15 protein-coding genes and 1 tRNA gene are annotated in these 16,329 nt (G+C 60.7%); 10 read left to right on the top strand and 6 right to left on the bottom strand.

What is annotated here, in order from left to right; genetic code table 11:
* Positions 1-2 precede the first annotated feature (2 nt).
* Both CVS27_RS10585 and CVS27_RS10580 read left to right on the top strand, forming a co-directional pair.
* Positions 3-1,379 carry a 3-oxoacyl-ACP reductase gene (locus CVS27_RS10585; RefSeq protein WP_103465704.1) on the top strand — a complete coding sequence of 459 codons (1,377 nt, stop codon included), beginning with the start codon at positions 3-5 and terminating at the stop codon, positions 1,377-1,379.
* Positions 1,376-2,287, top strand: a complete 912-nt coding sequence (locus CVS27_RS10580) for a MaoC/PaaZ C-terminal domain-containing protein (protein ID WP_103465703.1) — start codon at positions 1,376-1,378, stop codon at positions 2,285-2,287. Before CVS27_RS10585 ends, CVS27_RS10580 begins: the two co-directional genes overlap by 4 nt.
* A gap of 425 nt (positions 2,288-2,712) precedes the next feature.
* Here CVS27_RS10580 and CVS27_RS10575 read toward each other — a convergent pair whose 3' ends face one another.
* The gene (locus tag CVS27_RS10575) at positions 2,713-4,395 is read right to left on the bottom strand and encodes an alpha/beta hydrolase (protein ID WP_165788292.1); all 1,683 of its coding nucleotides are present in this window, start codon (positions 4,393-4,395) and stop codon (positions 2,713-2,715) included.
* A 121-nt stretch (positions 4,396-4,516) separates the two neighbouring features.
* Between CVS27_RS10575 and CVS27_RS10570 the strand changes: the two genes are divergently transcribed.
* Positions 4,517-5,353: a PhzF family phenazine biosynthesis protein gene (locus CVS27_RS10570; protein ID WP_103465701.1), complete on the top strand. Its 837-nt coding sequence runs from the start codon at positions 4,517-4,519 to the stop codon at positions 5,351-5,353.
* 122 nt (positions 5,354-5,475) lie between these two features.
* Here the strand turns inward: CVS27_RS10570 and CVS27_RS10565 are convergent.
* Positions 5,476-5,558 (bottom strand) — tRNA-Leu (locus tag CVS27_RS10565).
* Between the two features lie 189 nt (positions 5,559-5,747).
* Between CVS27_RS10565 and CVS27_RS10560 the strand changes: the two genes are divergently transcribed.
* The 4 genes from CVS27_RS10560 (at position 5,748) to CVS27_RS10545 (ending at position 10,347) form a co-directional block, all read left to right on the top strand.
* Positions 5,748-7,052, top strand: a complete 1,305-nt coding sequence (locus CVS27_RS10560) for a M20/M25/M40 family metallo-hydrolase (RefSeq protein WP_103465700.1) — start codon at positions 5,748-5,750, stop codon at positions 7,050-7,052.
* A 9-nt stretch (positions 7,053-7,061) separates the two neighbouring features.
* On the top strand, positions 7,062-8,222 hold the full coding sequence (locus CVS27_RS10555; RefSeq protein ID WP_370739500.1) for an acyl-CoA dehydrogenase family protein: 1,161 nt from the start codon (positions 7,062-7,064) through the stop codon (positions 8,220-8,222).
* 175 nt (positions 8,223-8,397) lie between these two features.
* Positions 8,398-8,652 carry a hypothetical protein gene (locus CVS27_RS10550; RefSeq protein WP_133159103.1) on the top strand — a complete coding sequence of 85 codons (255 nt, stop codon included), beginning with the start codon at positions 8,398-8,400 and terminating at the stop codon, positions 8,650-8,652.
* Positions 8,653-8,763: 111 nt separating this feature from the next.
* Positions 8,764-10,347: a DUF6895 family protein gene (locus CVS27_RS10545; RefSeq protein ID WP_103465698.1), complete on the top strand. Its 1,584-nt coding sequence runs from the start codon at positions 8,764-8,766 to the stop codon at positions 10,345-10,347.
* Between the two features lie 25 nt (positions 10,348-10,372).
* On the opposite strand, the gene CVS27_RS10540 is transcribed toward CVS27_RS10545, so the two are convergent.
* Positions 10,373-10,885 carry an AfsR/SARP family transcriptional regulator gene (locus CVS27_RS10540; protein WP_165788291.1) on the bottom strand — a complete coding sequence of 171 codons (513 nt, stop codon included), beginning with the start codon at positions 10,883-10,885 and terminating at the stop codon, positions 10,373-10,375.
* A gap of 479 nt (positions 10,886-11,364) precedes the next feature.
* Positions 11,365-11,604 carry a DUF5703 family protein gene (locus CVS27_RS10535; RefSeq protein WP_103465696.1) on the bottom strand — a complete coding sequence of 80 codons (240 nt, stop codon included), beginning with the start codon at positions 11,602-11,604 and terminating at the stop codon, positions 11,365-11,367.
* Positions 11,605-11,736: 132 nt separating this feature from the next.
* Here CVS27_RS10535 and CVS27_RS10530 point away from each other — a divergent pair, with 132 nt between their 5' ends.
* Positions 11,737-12,012, top strand: a complete 276-nt coding sequence (locus CVS27_RS10530; RefSeq protein ID WP_103465844.1) for a hypothetical protein — start codon at positions 11,737-11,739, stop codon at positions 12,010-12,012.
* A 109-nt stretch (positions 12,013-12,121) separates the two neighbouring features.
* On the opposite strand, the gene CVS27_RS10525 is transcribed toward CVS27_RS10530, so the two are convergent.
* Positions 12,122-13,054 (bottom strand): aldo/keto reductase, encoded by a 933-nt coding sequence (locus CVS27_RS10525; protein ID WP_103465843.1) that lies wholly within the window; start codon positions 13,052-13,054, stop codon positions 12,122-12,124.
* A 91-nt stretch (positions 13,055-13,145) separates the two neighbouring features.
* Here CVS27_RS10525 and CVS27_RS10520 point away from each other — a divergent pair, with 91 nt between their 5' ends.
* Positions 13,146-13,985 (top strand): undecaprenyl-diphosphate phosphatase, encoded by an 840-nt coding sequence (locus CVS27_RS10520; RefSeq protein WP_103465695.1) that lies wholly within the window; start codon positions 13,146-13,148, stop codon positions 13,983-13,985.
* A 172-nt stretch (positions 13,986-14,157) separates the two neighbouring features.
* Entirely contained in the window at positions 14,158-15,453 is a 1,296-nt protein-coding gene (gene mshC, locus CVS27_RS10515) for a cysteine--1-D-myo-inosityl 2-amino-2-deoxy-alpha-D-glucopyranoside ligase (protein ID WP_103465694.1), read from the top strand.
* Positions 15,454-15,479: 26 nt separating this feature from the next.
* Here the strand turns inward: mshC and CVS27_RS10510 are convergent, their stop codons facing one another.
* A complete protein-coding gene (locus tag CVS27_RS10510) occupies positions 15,480-16,328 on the bottom strand; it encodes a proteasome assembly chaperone family protein (RefSeq protein WP_103465842.1) in 849 nt (282 codons plus the stop codon).
* Position 16,329 lies beyond the last annotated feature (1 nt).

Below are 16,329 nucleotides of genomic sequence, written 5' to 3'. Positions count from 1 at the left end.
CAATGACTTCTCAACACAAATCATTTGGTGTTCGCGAACAAGCCGACAAGTACACCGAATTTGTTAGCCGCGGCTTCGGCAAGGACTTGGCCAAACGCCTGGGCCTGCCCCAGCCAGCCATCTTGCGCCGCTACAGCCCCCAGGCCCCCTTGGTGGAAGGTCCCATTCTTGTGGTGGGTGCTGGCGCCGGGGCCGACGCCGTTGCAACAGTGTTGCTCGGCTGGCACCAAGACGTGCGCCGGCATGCAACGCCCAAGGAAAAGTTGGGCGCCATTGTGGTGGTCCTGGATGAACTGGAGCACCCCACAGGACTCTCGGCACCCATGCTGGCCGTGGGCTCAGCACTGCGGGATCTCAACAGGAACGCCCGCGTTGTCAGCATTTCCCGCCAGGCCACCACGGACGATGAGCCGGGCATTGCTGCCGCACGCGCCGGAGTCGACGGGATCATCCGGTCCGTGGCCAAGGAGTTGCGGGCCGGTGCCACAGCCAATGGCGTGGTGCTGGCCAACGGTATTGCGGCGGATTCACCCAGCGTCATGTCCGCATTGCGGTTCTTCCTCTCCGGGCGCTCGGCCTTCGTTGACGGCCAGTTTCTGACGGCCTCCTCCGAGGGATCCACAGAGGCACCCGATTGGGAGGCGCCACTGAAGGGAAGCGTGGCGGTCGTGACCGGTGCTGCCCGCGGGATCGGTGCAGCCATTGCCCGCACCCTGGCCCGCGACGGCGCCACAGTCATAGCTGTGGACGTGCCGGCAGCGGGGGACCACCTGGCCGCCGTCGCCAATCAGATTCACGGCACCGCCCTGCAACTGGATATCACCCATCCACAAGCCGGGGAGCGAATCCTAGAACATGCCATCCAGCGCTACGGTCGCCTGGACATTGTTGTCCACAACGCCGGAATCACGCGCGACAAATTGCTGGCCAACATGGATGCCGCCCGGTGGGACTCGGTGATCGCCGTGAATATTGATTCGCAATTGCGCATGAACAAGGCATTTTTGGCCAGCGAACACTTCACCCAGAACCCGCGCATTGTCAGCGTTGCTTCCACCAGCGGCATCGCCGGCAACCGCGGCCAAAGCAACTACGCGGCCTCCAAGGCGGGCGTCATGGGCATGGTCCGTTCCACAGCACCCTTGTTGGCGGCGCGCGGAGGCACCGTCAACGCCGTGGCGCCGGGGTTTATCGAAACGGATATGACAGCCAAGATCCCCTTTGCCACCCGCGAAGTTGCCCGGCGTCTGAACAGCCTGCAGCAAGGCGGCAAGCCCAGTGACGTGGCGGAGACCATTGCGTTCTTCGCATCCCCCAACGCGGCGGGGGTGAGCGCAAACATTTTGCGTGTGTGCGGACAGAACCTGGTGGGGCAATGACAGCCGAGACAGTATTGACCGAGATGCCCTCGCTCTCCAAGCTGTACGTCAATGCGGCAGCCACGGCGGCAAGGGCCCGGCTCACCCGCCCCGCGTTGGTGACGAGTCTGCCTGCCCGCGCCGTGGAAGTCCGCGGTGTGCGGGCCGACTTGGCCAAATTGACAGAGTTCGCCCACCTGATGGGCGAGCCGGCACGCGACATCCTGCCCTCAGGCTATCTGCACGCCCTCGTGTTCCCTGTGGCCATGAGCGTGATGGTTCAGGAGGACTTCCCGCTGCCGCTGCTGGGCATGGTTCATCTGCGCAACCAGGTGCAGCACTTTGTACCGGTGCTGTTCAGCGATGAACTGTCTGTGCGGGCCTGGGCGCGGGATCTGAGTGGGCACAGGATTGGCACGCAGGTGCAGATCGTTGCCGAGATTCACAATGCCGAGGGTACGGAATTGCTGTGGCGCGGTGTTTCCACATACCTGGCTAAGGGCGTGTTCCTGCCCGGGTTGGATAAGCCCTCGCCGGCTCAACCGCGGGTGGATTTCGTCCCGCCAGCACCCACAGCGCAGTGGCAGTTGGGCGTTGACACTGGCCGCGCCTACGCGGCCGTCTCTGGTGACTTCAACCCGATTCACCTGAGCGTCCTTACCGCCAAGGCCTTGGGTTTGCGCCGCTCCATCGCCCACGGCATGTACGCCGCAGCGCGTGTTTTGGCCACTGTGCCGCAGGCCAAGCCCCACGCCTTTAGCTGGGACATCTCCTTCGATTCGCCGGTGTTCCTGCCGGCAACTGTGTCCCTTGAGGTTTTGGATCACAGGACGGACGACGGCGCATGGCTGAGTTCCGAGTTCACCGCGTGGCACGCGCGCAGCGCCAGGAAGTACTTCAGCGGCACAGTGTGGGCAGGCTGCGCCTAAACAGCCATTGCAACTGATACGTAAATTGGGTGAGTTAGGCAGTTTGGAGAGGGGCGACCCCAGTATCCGAGCTGCCCTTAGCTCGTCAAGCGTCTGCTAATGGCCGGCTGTGTGGTTTTGGCAGCTTATGCGCCAGCTTGGGAGTTGGTGTGGCGCATAAGCCGGTTCCGCTTTGGGCATGCGCGCTGCTGGTACCGGGCGTGGCGCCAGTGTCAAAGCTGCGCCGCACTGGGTCCTGGCACGACGCATACCCAAAGCACGCGCGCCCAGAATGCGGTCTATGCGCCACACTGGTTGCCAAGGCTGCGCATAAGCCACGGCAGAATTTACAGGTGCCCCTGGCGCTGCGAATCCGCCCAGCAACTGACCCTCCCCACGCCCTCCCTCGCCTCGTTCCTTGGCCAGGGAACTCTCGGGCGTGGGGACTAGTTGGTCATCGATTCCTGGTACGGGTAGCTCTCGATGACCGACTGGATCCGCTCCACTGAGGCCGGATCCAAGCCACTGGGCAGGACGTTGTTCCACGATTCCACGGCCACGTCACCAAAGTTGTGGCCGTGGCTGTGGGGCACAGATTCGCCCAGGAACATGTCAAAGGCCACCTGAAGATAGGTCACCAGTGGGACCCATCGCATGGAGTCGCTGACATCCGGAGCCCGCCCGCCAGACTCGGCACTGCCGCCCAACCATTCCGGCTTCTCCCAGATCAGCCGTGGTGTCAGCCAGGTGACGGCATCCGTGCCGTGTTGCAGGTACGCTATCCGGCCTGATTCCCATGGGCCAGCAACCCGGGAAAAATCGCCATTGTTGGAAAGCCAGCGGACGTGCCGGCCGCCGTCGAACGTGGGCTGCCAGAGCGGCGACCCGGCATCACGCGCCTCTTGCAGGGTGCCCCAAGGCTGTGAGTTGTTGGGGGCGCCGGAGAAGACTGCCCCGTCCACGCTGCTGATGAGATCATCCACGTCGGTGAAGGCTGACTGCATGCCCGAGGCCCCCAGACTCAGGCCATAAACCAGCAGTTTGGGGCGCTCCTGCTCCGGCATGGACTCCCATTCGCTCCGTACCGCCTGGTAGAGGGCTTGTGCGGATTCGCGCGGGAGGTTTTGGTGAAAGAGGAAGGAAACCCAGCTGGGCTGGTACGAATACTGCATGGAGACAACTGCCGTGTCTCCACTGTGCAGGTACTCCAGCGAATCCACGGCTTGGCGCTCCAGCCACCCCGATCCCGTGGGGGTGGCAATCATGAGCGCCGAACGGTTGAAGCCGCCTGTCCGCTTGAGTTCGGCGACGGCAAGCTGGGCCCTGGCGGCCATGGAATCTGCCTGTTCCGAACCAACGTAGACCCTGACAGGCTGACGGGCAGGCCGGCCGGTGAGCTCTTCGATGGTGGCGGCCGAGGGGCCGCCACCAACAAACGCCCTGCCCTGCATGCCCAACTTCTTCCACTCCACAGCCGAATCCGGCCCGGCCGAGCGGAACTCCGAGGGCGGCTCGCTGATGCCCTCAGGAGTGGTGGCATTGCGGGCGGCATAGACGTTGTCAGTGCCAAACAATGCGGCGCTGACCAAGATCGTCAAGACCAGCACGGCAGTCAGCGCGCCCGTCAGAAGACCACCGGCCTTGACCAAGACTGGTTTCGGCGTGGCACGTGAGGCCCATGACCTCCCCAGGGAAGCCATTTTTCGCAGGCCCCGATGGGCTGCGTAAACCACTGCCGCCATGACCAGGGCAACCGCAAAGAACGTCGCCAGGTCCAGGCCGTCCACCGGCGGCATCTCAACATGGCTGCGCACATCGTTTTGCCAACGCACCGCCAGGGTGCCAAGGACAGCAATATAAAGTGCCACCGCCGCCGCAATCACCAGCCATGCCCACGGCGGCAAGGTGAGCTTGCGGGGGAGGGTGAGGATCCGGCGTCGTACCAGTTCTCGGGTAACCGTGCTGAACAGCCAGGCTGCCCCCAGATAGCTCAGACCAAACGTCAAGCCGACCAGGAATCCCTGAAAAAGTGCGGGGCGGGGGACGAGGGACGGTGTGAGTGCCAATCCAGCGGCGGCCACACCTGCCAGAAGTGCAAATATCCGGGTGGAGCGGCTGTGGTTTATCAAGCTAACCCTCTGATACGCGTCATATGAAAGTACCAGCCTATCCGCTGCAACAGGCCACTTTTTTCTCTTTGGACACCGAATGACGCGGGAGTCCATACCGGTGCAGCAGTAACGTAGGGGCATGGAGATACTTCACTACACGGCATTTACAACTGACCCCACCGGCGGCAACAGGGCGGGCGTGGTTCTTGACGCCAGTACTCTGGACAGCAGCCAGATGCAGGCGATTGCCACACGGCTTGGCTACTCCGAGAGCGCCTTCCTCACGCGTCGGGAAGATGGCAGCTACAACGTGCGCTATTTTGCCCCCTCAACCGAAGTGCAATTCTGCGGGCATGCAACCATCGCGGCGGCCGTGGCGCTCGCCCAGGCCTTCGGAACCGGCCCGCTGATGTTCCATACGCCGGTGGGGGAGATTCCACTGGACACTTTTGTCCACGACGGCGCTGTCCGGGCCACGCTGACCAGTGTTGACACACAAGTGGCGGAGCTTTCCGCAGAGGTGCGCGGGCGGCTTTTGACGGCGTTGCGGCTGAGGGCCGATGAACTTGACCCGGCGCTGCCGGTGCTGGTGTCCTTTGCTGGCAACTGGCACCCCATAGTTCCGGTGGCCTCGGCAGAAATCCTGGCGTCCTTTGATTACGATTTTGACCTGCTTGCGGCACTCATGGCTGAGCAGGGCTGGGGAGCAACCGTGAACGTTATGTTCAGGCTCACAGGTAATTCTTTTGAATCACGCAATCCCTTCCCGCCAGGAGGGGTTCGTGAGGATGCGGCAACGGGATCGGCGGCCGCATCTCTGGGCGGATACCTTCGGCAGGTGGATGAATTGGAACTGCCCGCGGTCGTTTCCGTCCTGCAGGGCCACCACATGGGCAGCCCCTCGCAGTTGCAGATCACCATTCCGGAGACGGGCGGCATTCAGGTGTCCGGATCGGCCGTGCGGCTGGAAATATAGCTCATTTTTCACCGCCGGGCCCGCCAACTGGTGTTTCTTTCGGCTACTCTCAGGTCTAAGAGAGTCACTTGAGCTAAAACAAAAGACTCCCTGAGAACCTAAGTTCTCAGGGAGTCTGTCCGTGCGCGAGAAGGGACTTGAACCCTCACCCCGTTTCCAGGACCAGCACCTCAAGCTGGCGCGTCTGCCATTCCGCCACTCGCGCAGGTGATGTCGGGAGCAATTCTTCCTTTCGGTTGAATCGTTGTCTCCCTCAGCAGCGATGAAAACAATAGCATGACTTTTGCGTAAAACAACAATCGAGCATTTCCTGTCCATTTTTTAGTCCTGACAGGGGCTCGATGGGCCCAAACGGTAGGCTGAGTTGTACGCCACCGCACAAAGGAGTTTCCCTGTGAATACCGTCAGGCCCGAGGATGAAGTTGCAGGCATCTGCGCCGATCTCATCCGCTTTGACACCAGCAACTTTGCCGACAATGAAGGTCCCGGAGAGCGGGCCATTGCTGAACACACGGCAGCTTTGATTGCTGAGGTTGGATTTGCACCTGAGCTGTACGAGTCCTCACCTGGCCGTGCCAACGTGGTGACCCGGGTGGAAGGCAGTGATTCCTCCCTGCCGGCCCTAGTGGTGCACGGTCACCTGGACGTCGTCCCGGCACAGGCCCACGATTGGAGCGTCGACCCGTTCGGCGGTGAAGAACGCGACGGGCTCATTTGGGGCCGCGGCGCCGTGGACATGAAGGACATGGACGCCATGATCCTCTCGGTAATGCGTTCCATGGGCAGGGAGGGCCGCAAGCCCAAACGGGACATCATCTTTGCTTTCTTCGCTGATGAAGAAGCTGGCGGCGCGTACGGGGCGCGCTGGAGCGTGGACAACAGGCCGGAGCTCTTTGAGGGAGCCACGGAGGCCATCTCCGAAGTGGGCGGTTTCTCCACCGAAATCAATGGAAAACGCGCCTACCTGCTGCAGACCGCCGAGAAGGGCCTTGCCTGGCTGCGGCTCACAGCCCATGGCCGCGCCGGCCACGGCTCACACATCAACACCGACAACGCTGTAACGCGGCTGGCCCGAGCCGTCACCCGCATCGGCGATCATCAGTGGCCCATCGAATACACCGACACGACGCGGGCCTTCCTGGAAGGCGTCTCTGAACTGACCGGCGTCGAATTTGATGAGTCCAACCCGGAAACGCTCTTGAGTCAGCTCGGTACGGTGTCCCGCTTTGTGGGCGCCACCTTGCAAAACACGGCCAATCCCACGTTCCTCAAGAGTGGCTACAAGGCAAATGTGATTCCGGGCACGGCTGAGGCCATGATCGACATTCGCACGTTGCCCGGCCAGCATGAGCAGGTGCTGGAATTGGTTCGTGAATTGGCGGGCGAGGGCATTGACATCTCCACCATTCACAATGATGTGTCCCTGGAAACCCCCTTCGCCGGTAATTTGGTGGATGCCATGATCGATTCCCTGCACTCTGAAGATCCCGGATCCACGGTGTTGCCGTACACGCTATCCGGAGGCACTGACAACAAGTCCCTGAGCCGTCTGGGTATCACGGGCTACGGATTCGCTCCGCTCCAATTACCGCCGGAGCTGGATTTCACGGGCATGTTCCACGGTGTGGATGAGCGCGTGCCGGTGGATTCCTTGAAGTTTGGTGTCCGCGTGCTGGACCGCCTGCTGAGCAACTACTAAGGGGCGCCCATGAGTGTGGAGCTCAAAGAACTCCTGCCCGATGAGCTGCTGGAACGGTTCCGAGACCGTGCCAGGGGCTATGACGAACGCAATGAGTTCTTCCATGAGGACCTGGCCGAGTTGAAGTCGGCAGGATACTTGGCCATGTTTGCTTCCACGGACGACGGCGGTCTCGGCTTTGGGCTGGAAAAGGTCGCCGCCGCGCAACGCAGGTTGGCAACTGCTGCCCCGGCAACGGCATTGGCCATCAACATGCATCTGGTGTGGACAGGCGTTGCCCACCTTTTAGCAGTTCGGGGTGATGATTCCCTGCACTACGTGCTGACCGAGGCGGTGGCGGGGGAGGTGTTTGCCTTTGGCAATTCCGAGGCCGGCAATGACCAGGTGCTTTTTGACTCCAACACGGTCGCAGTGCCGCTGGGCGACGGCGGCTATTCCTTTACTGGCACCAAGATCTTCACGTCCCTGTCCCCTGCCTGGACAAGACTCGGGATTTTTGGCAAGGATTCCACGGCCGAGGAGCCTGTTCTTGTGCATGGGTTTATCACCCGTGAAACTCCCGGGTACACCATCAAGGACGACTGGAACACGCTAGGGATGCGCGCCAGCCAGTCAAACACCACTGTCCTGGACGGCGCAGTCGCCCCGGCAGAGCGTGTCTTTAGGAAACTGCCGGTAGGTCCCAACGCGGACCCGCTGATTTTTGCCATCTTTGCTTGTTTTGAGACCCTCCTGGCGGCTGTTTACACGGGGCTGGGGGAGCGGGCCTTGCAGATAGGTGTGGCCACAGTCCACAAGCGCACATCCAAGAAAAATGGCGGGAAGAGCTACGCGCAGGATCCGGATATCCGTTGGCGGATTGCCGACGCTGCCATGGCCATGGAGGGGCTGTACCCCCAGCTCGAATCGGTCGCCAGAGATGTGGATCAGCTAGTGGACCATGGCGGCATGTGGTTCCCGAAATTGGTGGGGCTGAAGGTTCGTGCCACCGAAACGGCACGCACAGTAGTGGACCTGATCATCCGTGTGAGTGGTGGCGGGAGCTACTTTGCCGGCAATGAACTGGGCCGGTTGTACAGGGATGTTTTGGCTGGCATGTTCCATCCCTCGGACGACGAATCAGCCCACTCCACCATCGCCAATGCCTGGCTGGGGCCCATCGAACCTTAGAGGTGTGGACGGTGTGTCGGTTTCCGTTGGTGAGCTGCAGTAACGAGCGGATAACGCATGCGGGCGGAGAATCGATACCACCTCAGCAGTAGGCAGCCAAGCCTGTTATGGGGTGGAATGTTCGTTTGGTCGGGCCAAACGAAAAATCGCAATGAACCGTAAGAGGGTGATCCACATGTCACAAAAACTAAGCCACGGAGATATTCAGCAAGTCGTTAAATCCCTTGACGAGTCGAAGACCGTCAACATGGATGTCTCCATTCGCCAATTGGTGGAAAGTGTTGCCGGAGTAGTCTCCAACAAGGGAGATGAGCTCAGTCTGCACATTCTGTGCTGCAATGAGTATTTTCTCGTCACAGGCATTGTTGCACCGCAGCTGGAAGAGGTGAGGGGCCAAGCAGATTCAGTCCGCGAAGCCCTGTCCGAGTAGTCGCCGCAACCCCGGTGCGCACGATTGACATGCAGGTGGGCAAGTTCTTGCAAACTTCCCCACCTGCGCCGTGCCGCCCCGGCCCTGACCTGAACGGAAGAGGGAATAGCCATGGACTCAAATGGCCATGCACCCAACGTTCCTCACCGCGGCGATCGTTGGGGGTTGTCCAGGGAGGAACTGCTCACCCGGCTAAGCGAGGTGATCGTTTTTGCCAGCCAGCAAATCCCGCGGCTGGGCGACTACGAGGAATATCTCCCTGACTTTGGCGAAGGCTCCAGAGTCCGGTTCACCGACAAGATTCTTATTGAGTCGGCATTGCTTGTCCTTGTGGGCCAGCGGGTGGCCCGGAATGAACCGGAACTGGCGGCTGCCGTTGAACGGCTCGGAACAGTGCTCGGGCAGCAGGTTCGGAGCCCGCGCAACAAATTCTTGATCATGCGGTACCCGGAGATGTGCGCCTCAGTGGGCATTGGTCACGCAATCCTCACCCATGCAGGCAGCGTCGATACAGATTTCGACGCCGTGTTCCGTTCCGCTTTGCACAGTGGACAAGCCGCCGGTGTCGAGCGGTTACCTTATCGGTGGATGGAATTTTCTTGGCTGAACCAGCTTGTGGACCCTGCCTATGTTCCGGACTGGCAGCAACAGGTGCAAGGAGCCACCATCGCGTCCCCCACTCACCCTATTTTCATGTCCGGTGATGATGCCTACGCCATCACCCATGCGTTGATGTTCCTGGGCGACTTTGGGTTGAGGGCTGTCGAGGAGATCGACCGTGGCTTTCTCTCGAAGCAGCTACAGGCCATCATTGCGTGGCAACTGGCCGATGAAAATCTGGACGTCGCTGGTGAAGGTCTCCTGGGCCACGCCATTCTCGATCTGGAACCCACTCTGGCAGTCACCCTCGGCATCGAATCCCTGCTGGACACGTGGGATGACCTGGGTTTTCTGCCCTGTCCCAGTTTTCGCGCCGATGAGTTCGCAGGGCTTGCAGGAACTGCCCGCCGAGCCTACGCGTTCGAGCACACCTATCACACAACATTTGTGGCAGGGTTAGTCTGTGGAGTCCTGCTGCTTGAGCCTCTGCCCGCCGAGTCATATGGATGGGCGAACAGCGGCAGGAAGCCTTTGCACCCGGGTCTGGCCCTCCCCACGGCACGGGAACTTCGCGACGCCGCGGAACGCGCCTACGTTTTTTGCCGACGCGCAGGCGACGTGGGGGATTTGGTGCCAATCCGCGGCGCATCCATGCCTGCTTCGCCGACGGAGCGGCTGCAACATTTTTTCGATGGGCTTGGCCGCCCCCGGCGCCAGCTTCTCTCCAACACCGTGAAACGGCACCCGATGGACGGCGCATCGCAAGCGCTACTCTCAGATGCCATCCTGCTGCTCGCGGCGCATGAGTACCGGCTGGATGTGCTTGCGCAGGAACTGGCCGTGGCCTCCCAGGATGGCAGCAATGTCTCCGAAACGGCTCTGGCCGCCGCGAGCTACCTTCTCCATCAACAGAACGCGGATGGCGCTGTTGGTGGCTGGGCGAGCGGTGCCACGTCCCAAGGAAACACGACCCTCATCGTCAGCTATCTGGCCGCGGAGGCATTCGACCTGCTGGCAGACCGAACAGACGGACCAGAACTCAACACTCTCGAGGGTGCCAATGAAGGCTGGGATATCGCTGCCCGGGGCGTCTAAAACCCCACGTCCAAAAACCCGCTCGTCAACTACCTGATCGCCATGGGGTGCGGCCCTGGGCTGCGTGGACGGGCTGCGCGTGGGTTTCCAGTGCCCGTCTGGGGCCAAGAGATTCCATTAAGTCGCTGAAACTTGCGGAGGGCCTCACCCCCAGTTCCTGGTCCAACAGTGCGCGAAATTCGTGGAACGCGAGCCAGGCGGAGGCAATGTTGCCATTTTGAATGTGGCATTGCAGCAGGATCAGTTGTGCGCTTTCGCGCAGCGGCTCAATCCAGGTGGCAGCAAGTGCAGCTTCCAGGGCCCGCCCGGTGGCGCCCACCTGCAGACAATGTGCCGCCAGCGCCTCCAGCCCGTCGAGGCGCAACTGCTGCAGTCGTTCCTGTTCGAACACAACCCAATCGTCGTACCAGCCGGGCAGGAGGTCTGCATGATAGAGCGCATAGGCCGAATCCGCCGCCACAGTATTGCCGGTTTCCTGGATGCCGGCAATAAGTGATTGAACTTTGTGAAAGTCAATGGCGACTTGCGGTTCCAACATCAGGATTTCACGCGAAGGATGAACAAGCCCAGGGAGTTTGTGTGTGATCTGAAACAGGCTCGCACGCAGGTTCCCTGCGGACTGTGCCTGGGAACTCTCTGGCCAGAGCAGGCCCGCCATGGAGCATCTTGACCGGCCCCCAAGGATAGCCAGTGCAGCGATGAGGCGTTGTTGACGGTGGCCAACGATGACGGGATGGCCGTCGAGTTTGAGGAGCCAGAAACCCATAAGGTTGAGCTCCCATACATGGGGTGACTCACAGCTCATTCTTCCCCCAATCCCGACGACGCCACCGTTAAGTGGACTTGCAGGCCACGTACTCTGCCCCAGCGTGAGAGTCGTCTTTACGATTGTTCGCCCATCAGCTTGATCATGGGCGCATCATTGGGAGGAGTCAATAAATTGAGTCACCCCTTGTCCAATCGGATGAAGAATCGACGCAGCTGTTGACAGTCTGGACGGAGAGACTGCCCTGGCACTTAGTAGACGGTCAAGGTCCGTTCCACGCGCAGCACCTTGCGGCGCATGAGGTATTTTCGCTCTCCGCCCAAGTAGAGGGTGCTGCGTTCAAGCTCCCATTTGCCGTATTCAGCATGTTCACGCACGCGTTGATAGGCGATGGGAACAGACTCGCCGGGCGACACAGTGATGAGTAGATATTCGTACTGGCGCAGCGGTGTCCCACGCCCTGTCAGTGCTGGTTTCAGCGTTTCCCTCATGGACTGTCCTTTCTCGTCAAGGCCTGCGAACTGCCCGTCATCTACAAAACCTACCCCTTGACCCGGCAGCGACCTACCGTGGAAGACGAAAAGGACTTTCATGTTGGGGAACTCACTGGTACCGTCAATCGCATGAGCATTGATCCCCGCGAAGCACTGAGTGCATTGACCACAGCATTGGAAGAACATCTGGTGGCCGCGTCAGCCCGCCGTGGGGAAGAAGACCCCATTGTTGAGGCCACCTTCCTAGGCATCATTGACGCTTTTGAAGCCTATGAAGAGGCACTTTTCGATGCCTTTGACGAAGTGACACCCTTGGTAATTTACGGTGAAGATGGTGAAGAGTTCGATGAGGACTCTGAAGACTCCGATGATGCTGACGAAGAGCCCAAACCGGCCGCCGAATAGTTTTCCTTCGGCCCCTTTGAGGCTGATTGTTCTTGATTCTTAAATTGTGAAAGCCCTCTTTTGAGGGCTTTCACAATTTAAGTGCCGTTTTGGCTGAAGTTCCTGGCTGTTACAGCGCGGAGACCTCGTTCAACACGCTGAGGATTGGCTCGGGCAGCGGTGCCAAGGACGATTTGAGAATTTCATTGAGCTGTTCGGGACTGCGCGGACCAATGACTGCCGCGGAGACGCCGTGGTGGTCCAGAAGCCAGCTCAAGGCCACATCCAGCGGCGGCCGGCCCAGGCCCTTGGCGGCAGTCAGCAGAGCCTCGGTAATGCTAGCCGGGCGGCCTTCCAAGTACTTTTCCACGTAACTGCCCATCGTGGCGCTGGCGCCCCGGGAATCGCTGGGAATCTGCCCCCGATATTTTCCGCTCAAGACACCGCGGCCCAGGGGAGCCCAACAGAGCAGACCTGTACCCACATGTTCCGCGGCGGGGACCACATCCTTCTCCACAGTGCGGGCCAACAGGGAATACTCCACCTGGTTGGCCACAAGTGCTGTGTCGCTGAGCGTTGCTGCGCGGGCCAACTGCCAGCCGTTGTAGTTGGAGACTCCGGCATAGCGAACCCTGCCGCTGCTGACGGCGTACTCAAGCGCCCCCAAGGTTTCCTCCAGCGGGACGTTGTCATCCCAAATATGCGCCAACCATAGATCCAGATGATCCGTTCCCAGCCGCGCCAAGGATGCATCCAAACCAGCCAACATGGCTCTGCGGGAAGTGTCCACCATGCTTTTTCCGTTGCGGTGGCTGATGCCTGCTTTGGAGATGAGGACAACGTCACTGCGGGGGACAACGTCACCTATCAGTTCGCCAAGAATGGCCTCGCTGCGGCCTTCCACATAACTGACGGCAGTGTCCAGCGAAGTTCCGCCAGCATCCACAAAGTCACGTAATTGTGTGCGTGCAGCTTCTGCGTCTGTTTCTTTACCCCAGGACATTGTCCCCAGTGTTAACGCTGAGACGCGCAATCCGCTGGTCCCCATGAATCGTTGTTCCATGCCTGCAAGCTTACGGTGATCTGTGTCCCCTTTTTTGCGTCCGCCGCGGTGGGGATCATTGTGAACTCGCTCATGCTTTAGGCTGAATCCCGTGAACTGGTTCGAAGCGGCCTTCCTGGGCCTCATACAAGGCTTGACTGAATTCCTTCCGATTTCCTCAAGCGCCCATCTATTTGTCGTGGGCAAATTCCTCCCGTCGGGCGCCGATCCGGGGGCAGCATTTACCGCAGTGAGTCAATTGGGGACCGAGACTGCCGTTGTTGTCTTCTTCTGGCGCGACATTGTGCGCATCATCAAGGCCTGGTTTGGTTCCCTGCGGGGCCGGGTGCCGCGCACCGACCCGGACGTCCGCATGGGCTGGCTCATCATCGTCGGCAGCCTGCCGATTGCCTTGCTGGGTGTCGTGTTCGCACACCACATTGAATCGACGCTGCGGAATCTGTGGCTGGTGGCCACCACGCTGATCGTCTTTGGACTCATTTTGGCCGTGGCCGATTCGGTGGCCAGCCAGAAGAGGGAGCTGAAGGACCTCTCCGTCAAGCACGGCATCATTTACGGCTTTGCACAGGCACTGGCGCTCATCCCCGGCGTGTCACGCTCGGGCGGAACCATTACCGCCGGCCTGCTCATGGGGTACACCCGTGAGTCTGCTGCCAGGTACTCGTTCCTGCTGGCGATCCCGGCCGTCTTTGGCAGCGGATTTTACGAGCTATACAAGATCGTCTCGGGCCATGAGAATGCCGAGGGCCCCTTCGGCATCGGCGAAACCATTCTTGCCACGGTCATTGCGTTCGGAGTGGGATATCTCATCATTGGGTGGTTCCTGAAGTTCATCTCCACCAAGAGCTTCCGCCCCTTTGTCTGGTACAGGATTGGCCTGGGCCTGTTGCTCTACATTCTGCTTGGTTTCAACGTCATCACCCCTGACTGACGGCGACCTAAAACCGCTTCGCGATTTTTCGGGTCCCCCGGAGGATAGCGCCTTCCGGCCTCCCCAAAACACGCTCCGCGCGTTTCGGGGCCCCGCGGCCGTTAGCGCCTATCCTCCTCCCAAAAAACCGCTCCGCGATTTTTTGGGTCCCCCGGAGGATAGGCTTAGCTCTGTGAAAACTTGGAAGTCCCTCGCCCTCCCGCAGCTGCCAGGCGTTATGCCCAGCATTCATCTGCATGAAACCAGCCAACAACGAGTAGTCGCACTGCCTGACTCGGATCAGGCCAGCCTCTATGTCTGCGGCATTACGCCCTACGACGCCACCCACATGGGCCACGCGGCAACCTACGTTGCCTTCGACCTGCTCAACCGGGCCTGGCTCGATGCCGACAGCACAGTTACTTACGTGCAAAATGTCACAGACATCGATGACCCTCTGCTGGAACGAGCCACCCGCGACGGTCAGGACTGGCGCGAACTTGCCATCTCCCAGACCGCCCTCTTCCAGGCCGACATGGAGGCGTTGAACGTTCTGGCGCCCGAACACTACATCGGCGCCGTCGAGGCCATCGAGTGGATTGTTCCGGAAGTGACGAAATTGATTGAAGCCGGCCTCGCCTACCCTGTTGCTGGGACCGGCGGAGAGCCCGACGGCGATATTTACTTCTCAGTGGAGGCCGCCTCGGCCGCGGCCAAGACTGGCGGCCTGGACGCCCCTTGGTGGTTGGGTCAGATCTCCGGCCTGAGCCAGGAGGAAATGCTCCCGTTCTTTGCCGAACGTGGCGGCGACCCCGAACGGCCCGGGAAACGGCACCCCCTGGACGCCCTGCTGTGGCGTGCCGCCCGCGACGGTGAGCCGTCTTGGGACGGTGACACGCTCGGCGACGGGCGTCCTGGCTGGCACATCGAATGCACAGTCATCGCCCAGCGTTTCCTGCCCAAGCCGTTTACTGTTCAAGGCGGCGGAAGTGACCTGATCTTCCCGCACCATGAAATGGGTGCGGGCCACGCCTATGCGCTGGGCAACACTCCCATGGCCCAGCACTACGCCCATACAGGCATGGTGGGTCTTGACGGCGAGAAGATGAGCAAATCACGGGGCAACCTGGTGTTTGTCTCTGTTTTGCGTGCCGAGGGAGTTGACCCCGCGGCCATCCGGCTGGCCATCTTGGCCCACCACTACCGCAGCGATTGGTTCTGGACGCAGGAGCTGCTTGTTTCGGCACAGGATCGCCTGGCGCGCTGGCGTGCAGCGGTGGCCGTGGCCCCGGAAGGAACAGCCATGCCACTGCTGGCCGAAATGCGGGCGGCAATTTCACAGGACCTTGACGCTCCACGTGCCCTGGCAGCCATTGACGCGTGGGCTGCCCAAGCCAACGCCGGCACTCCTGCGGCCAGCGGAATCTGCGTGCGAGATGCCGCGCTGGTCTCGGACGCCATTGAGGCACTGTTGGGTATCGAGCTCTAAAACGCTTCGCGCGGAACGGGCCTGCCCTAGGGCTGATCCGTTCCGCGCCTACGCAAATAGCGTTCAAACTCCTTGGCAATGGAATCGCCGGTTGCCTCAGGCAGCTCGGCCGTGTCCTTTGCTTCCTCCAATTGCTTCACGTAAGCACCGATTTCAGGATCCTGGGCCGCGAGGTCGTTGACGCCGCGCTCCCACGCCTGGGCGTCGTCGGACAGTTCGGCCATGGGTAGGGTCACCTGCAGGAAATCCTCAATTTTGTTCAACAGTGCCAACTCGGCCTTGGGGGAGGGTGCCTGGGCCACGTAGTGCGGCACGGCGGCCCACACGGAAACCGTGGGCAGTCCGGCCAGCAACGACACCTCATTTAAGACACCCACGATGCCGATGGGGCCCTCATAGGCGGATGGTTCCAGGTTCAAGCGTTTGGCGAGCTCGGCGTCGTCGCACGAAGCCGAGACGGGAATGGGGCGCGAATGTGGAACATCGGCCAGCAAGGCACCCACCAGAACCACATAGTTGACGCGTAGCTCTGCCGCCTTGGCCAGCAGCTCTGCCGTGTAGGCGCGCCAGCGGTAGGACGGCTCTATGCCGTGGACCAAAATGACGTCCACCTCGGTCCCGGGAATACTGGCCTTGGCAATTTTTGTCACAGGCCACTTGATCTTGCGCCGGCCGGCGGAATTGAGCCGCACCTCGGGGCGGGTGAACTGAAAGTCGTAGTACTCATCCGGTTCAATGACGGCAACTCTCTTGGCGTCCCAGAATTTGTGCAGGTACTTCAGCACATCACTGGCTGCTTCACCGGCGTCGTTCCAGCCCTCAAAGGCCGCCAGCATGACAGTGACCCGGTCCTCACCCGCTGCGGGAGTTAGCATC

Origin of the sequence: Arthrobacter glacialis (genome assembly GCF_002909445.1) — a bacterium.
Classification (GTDB): domain Bacteria; phylum Actinomycetota; class Actinomycetes; order Actinomycetales; family Micrococcaceae; genus Specibacter; species Specibacter glacialis.
This window is presented reverse-complemented; position numbering and strand designations above follow the sequence as displayed.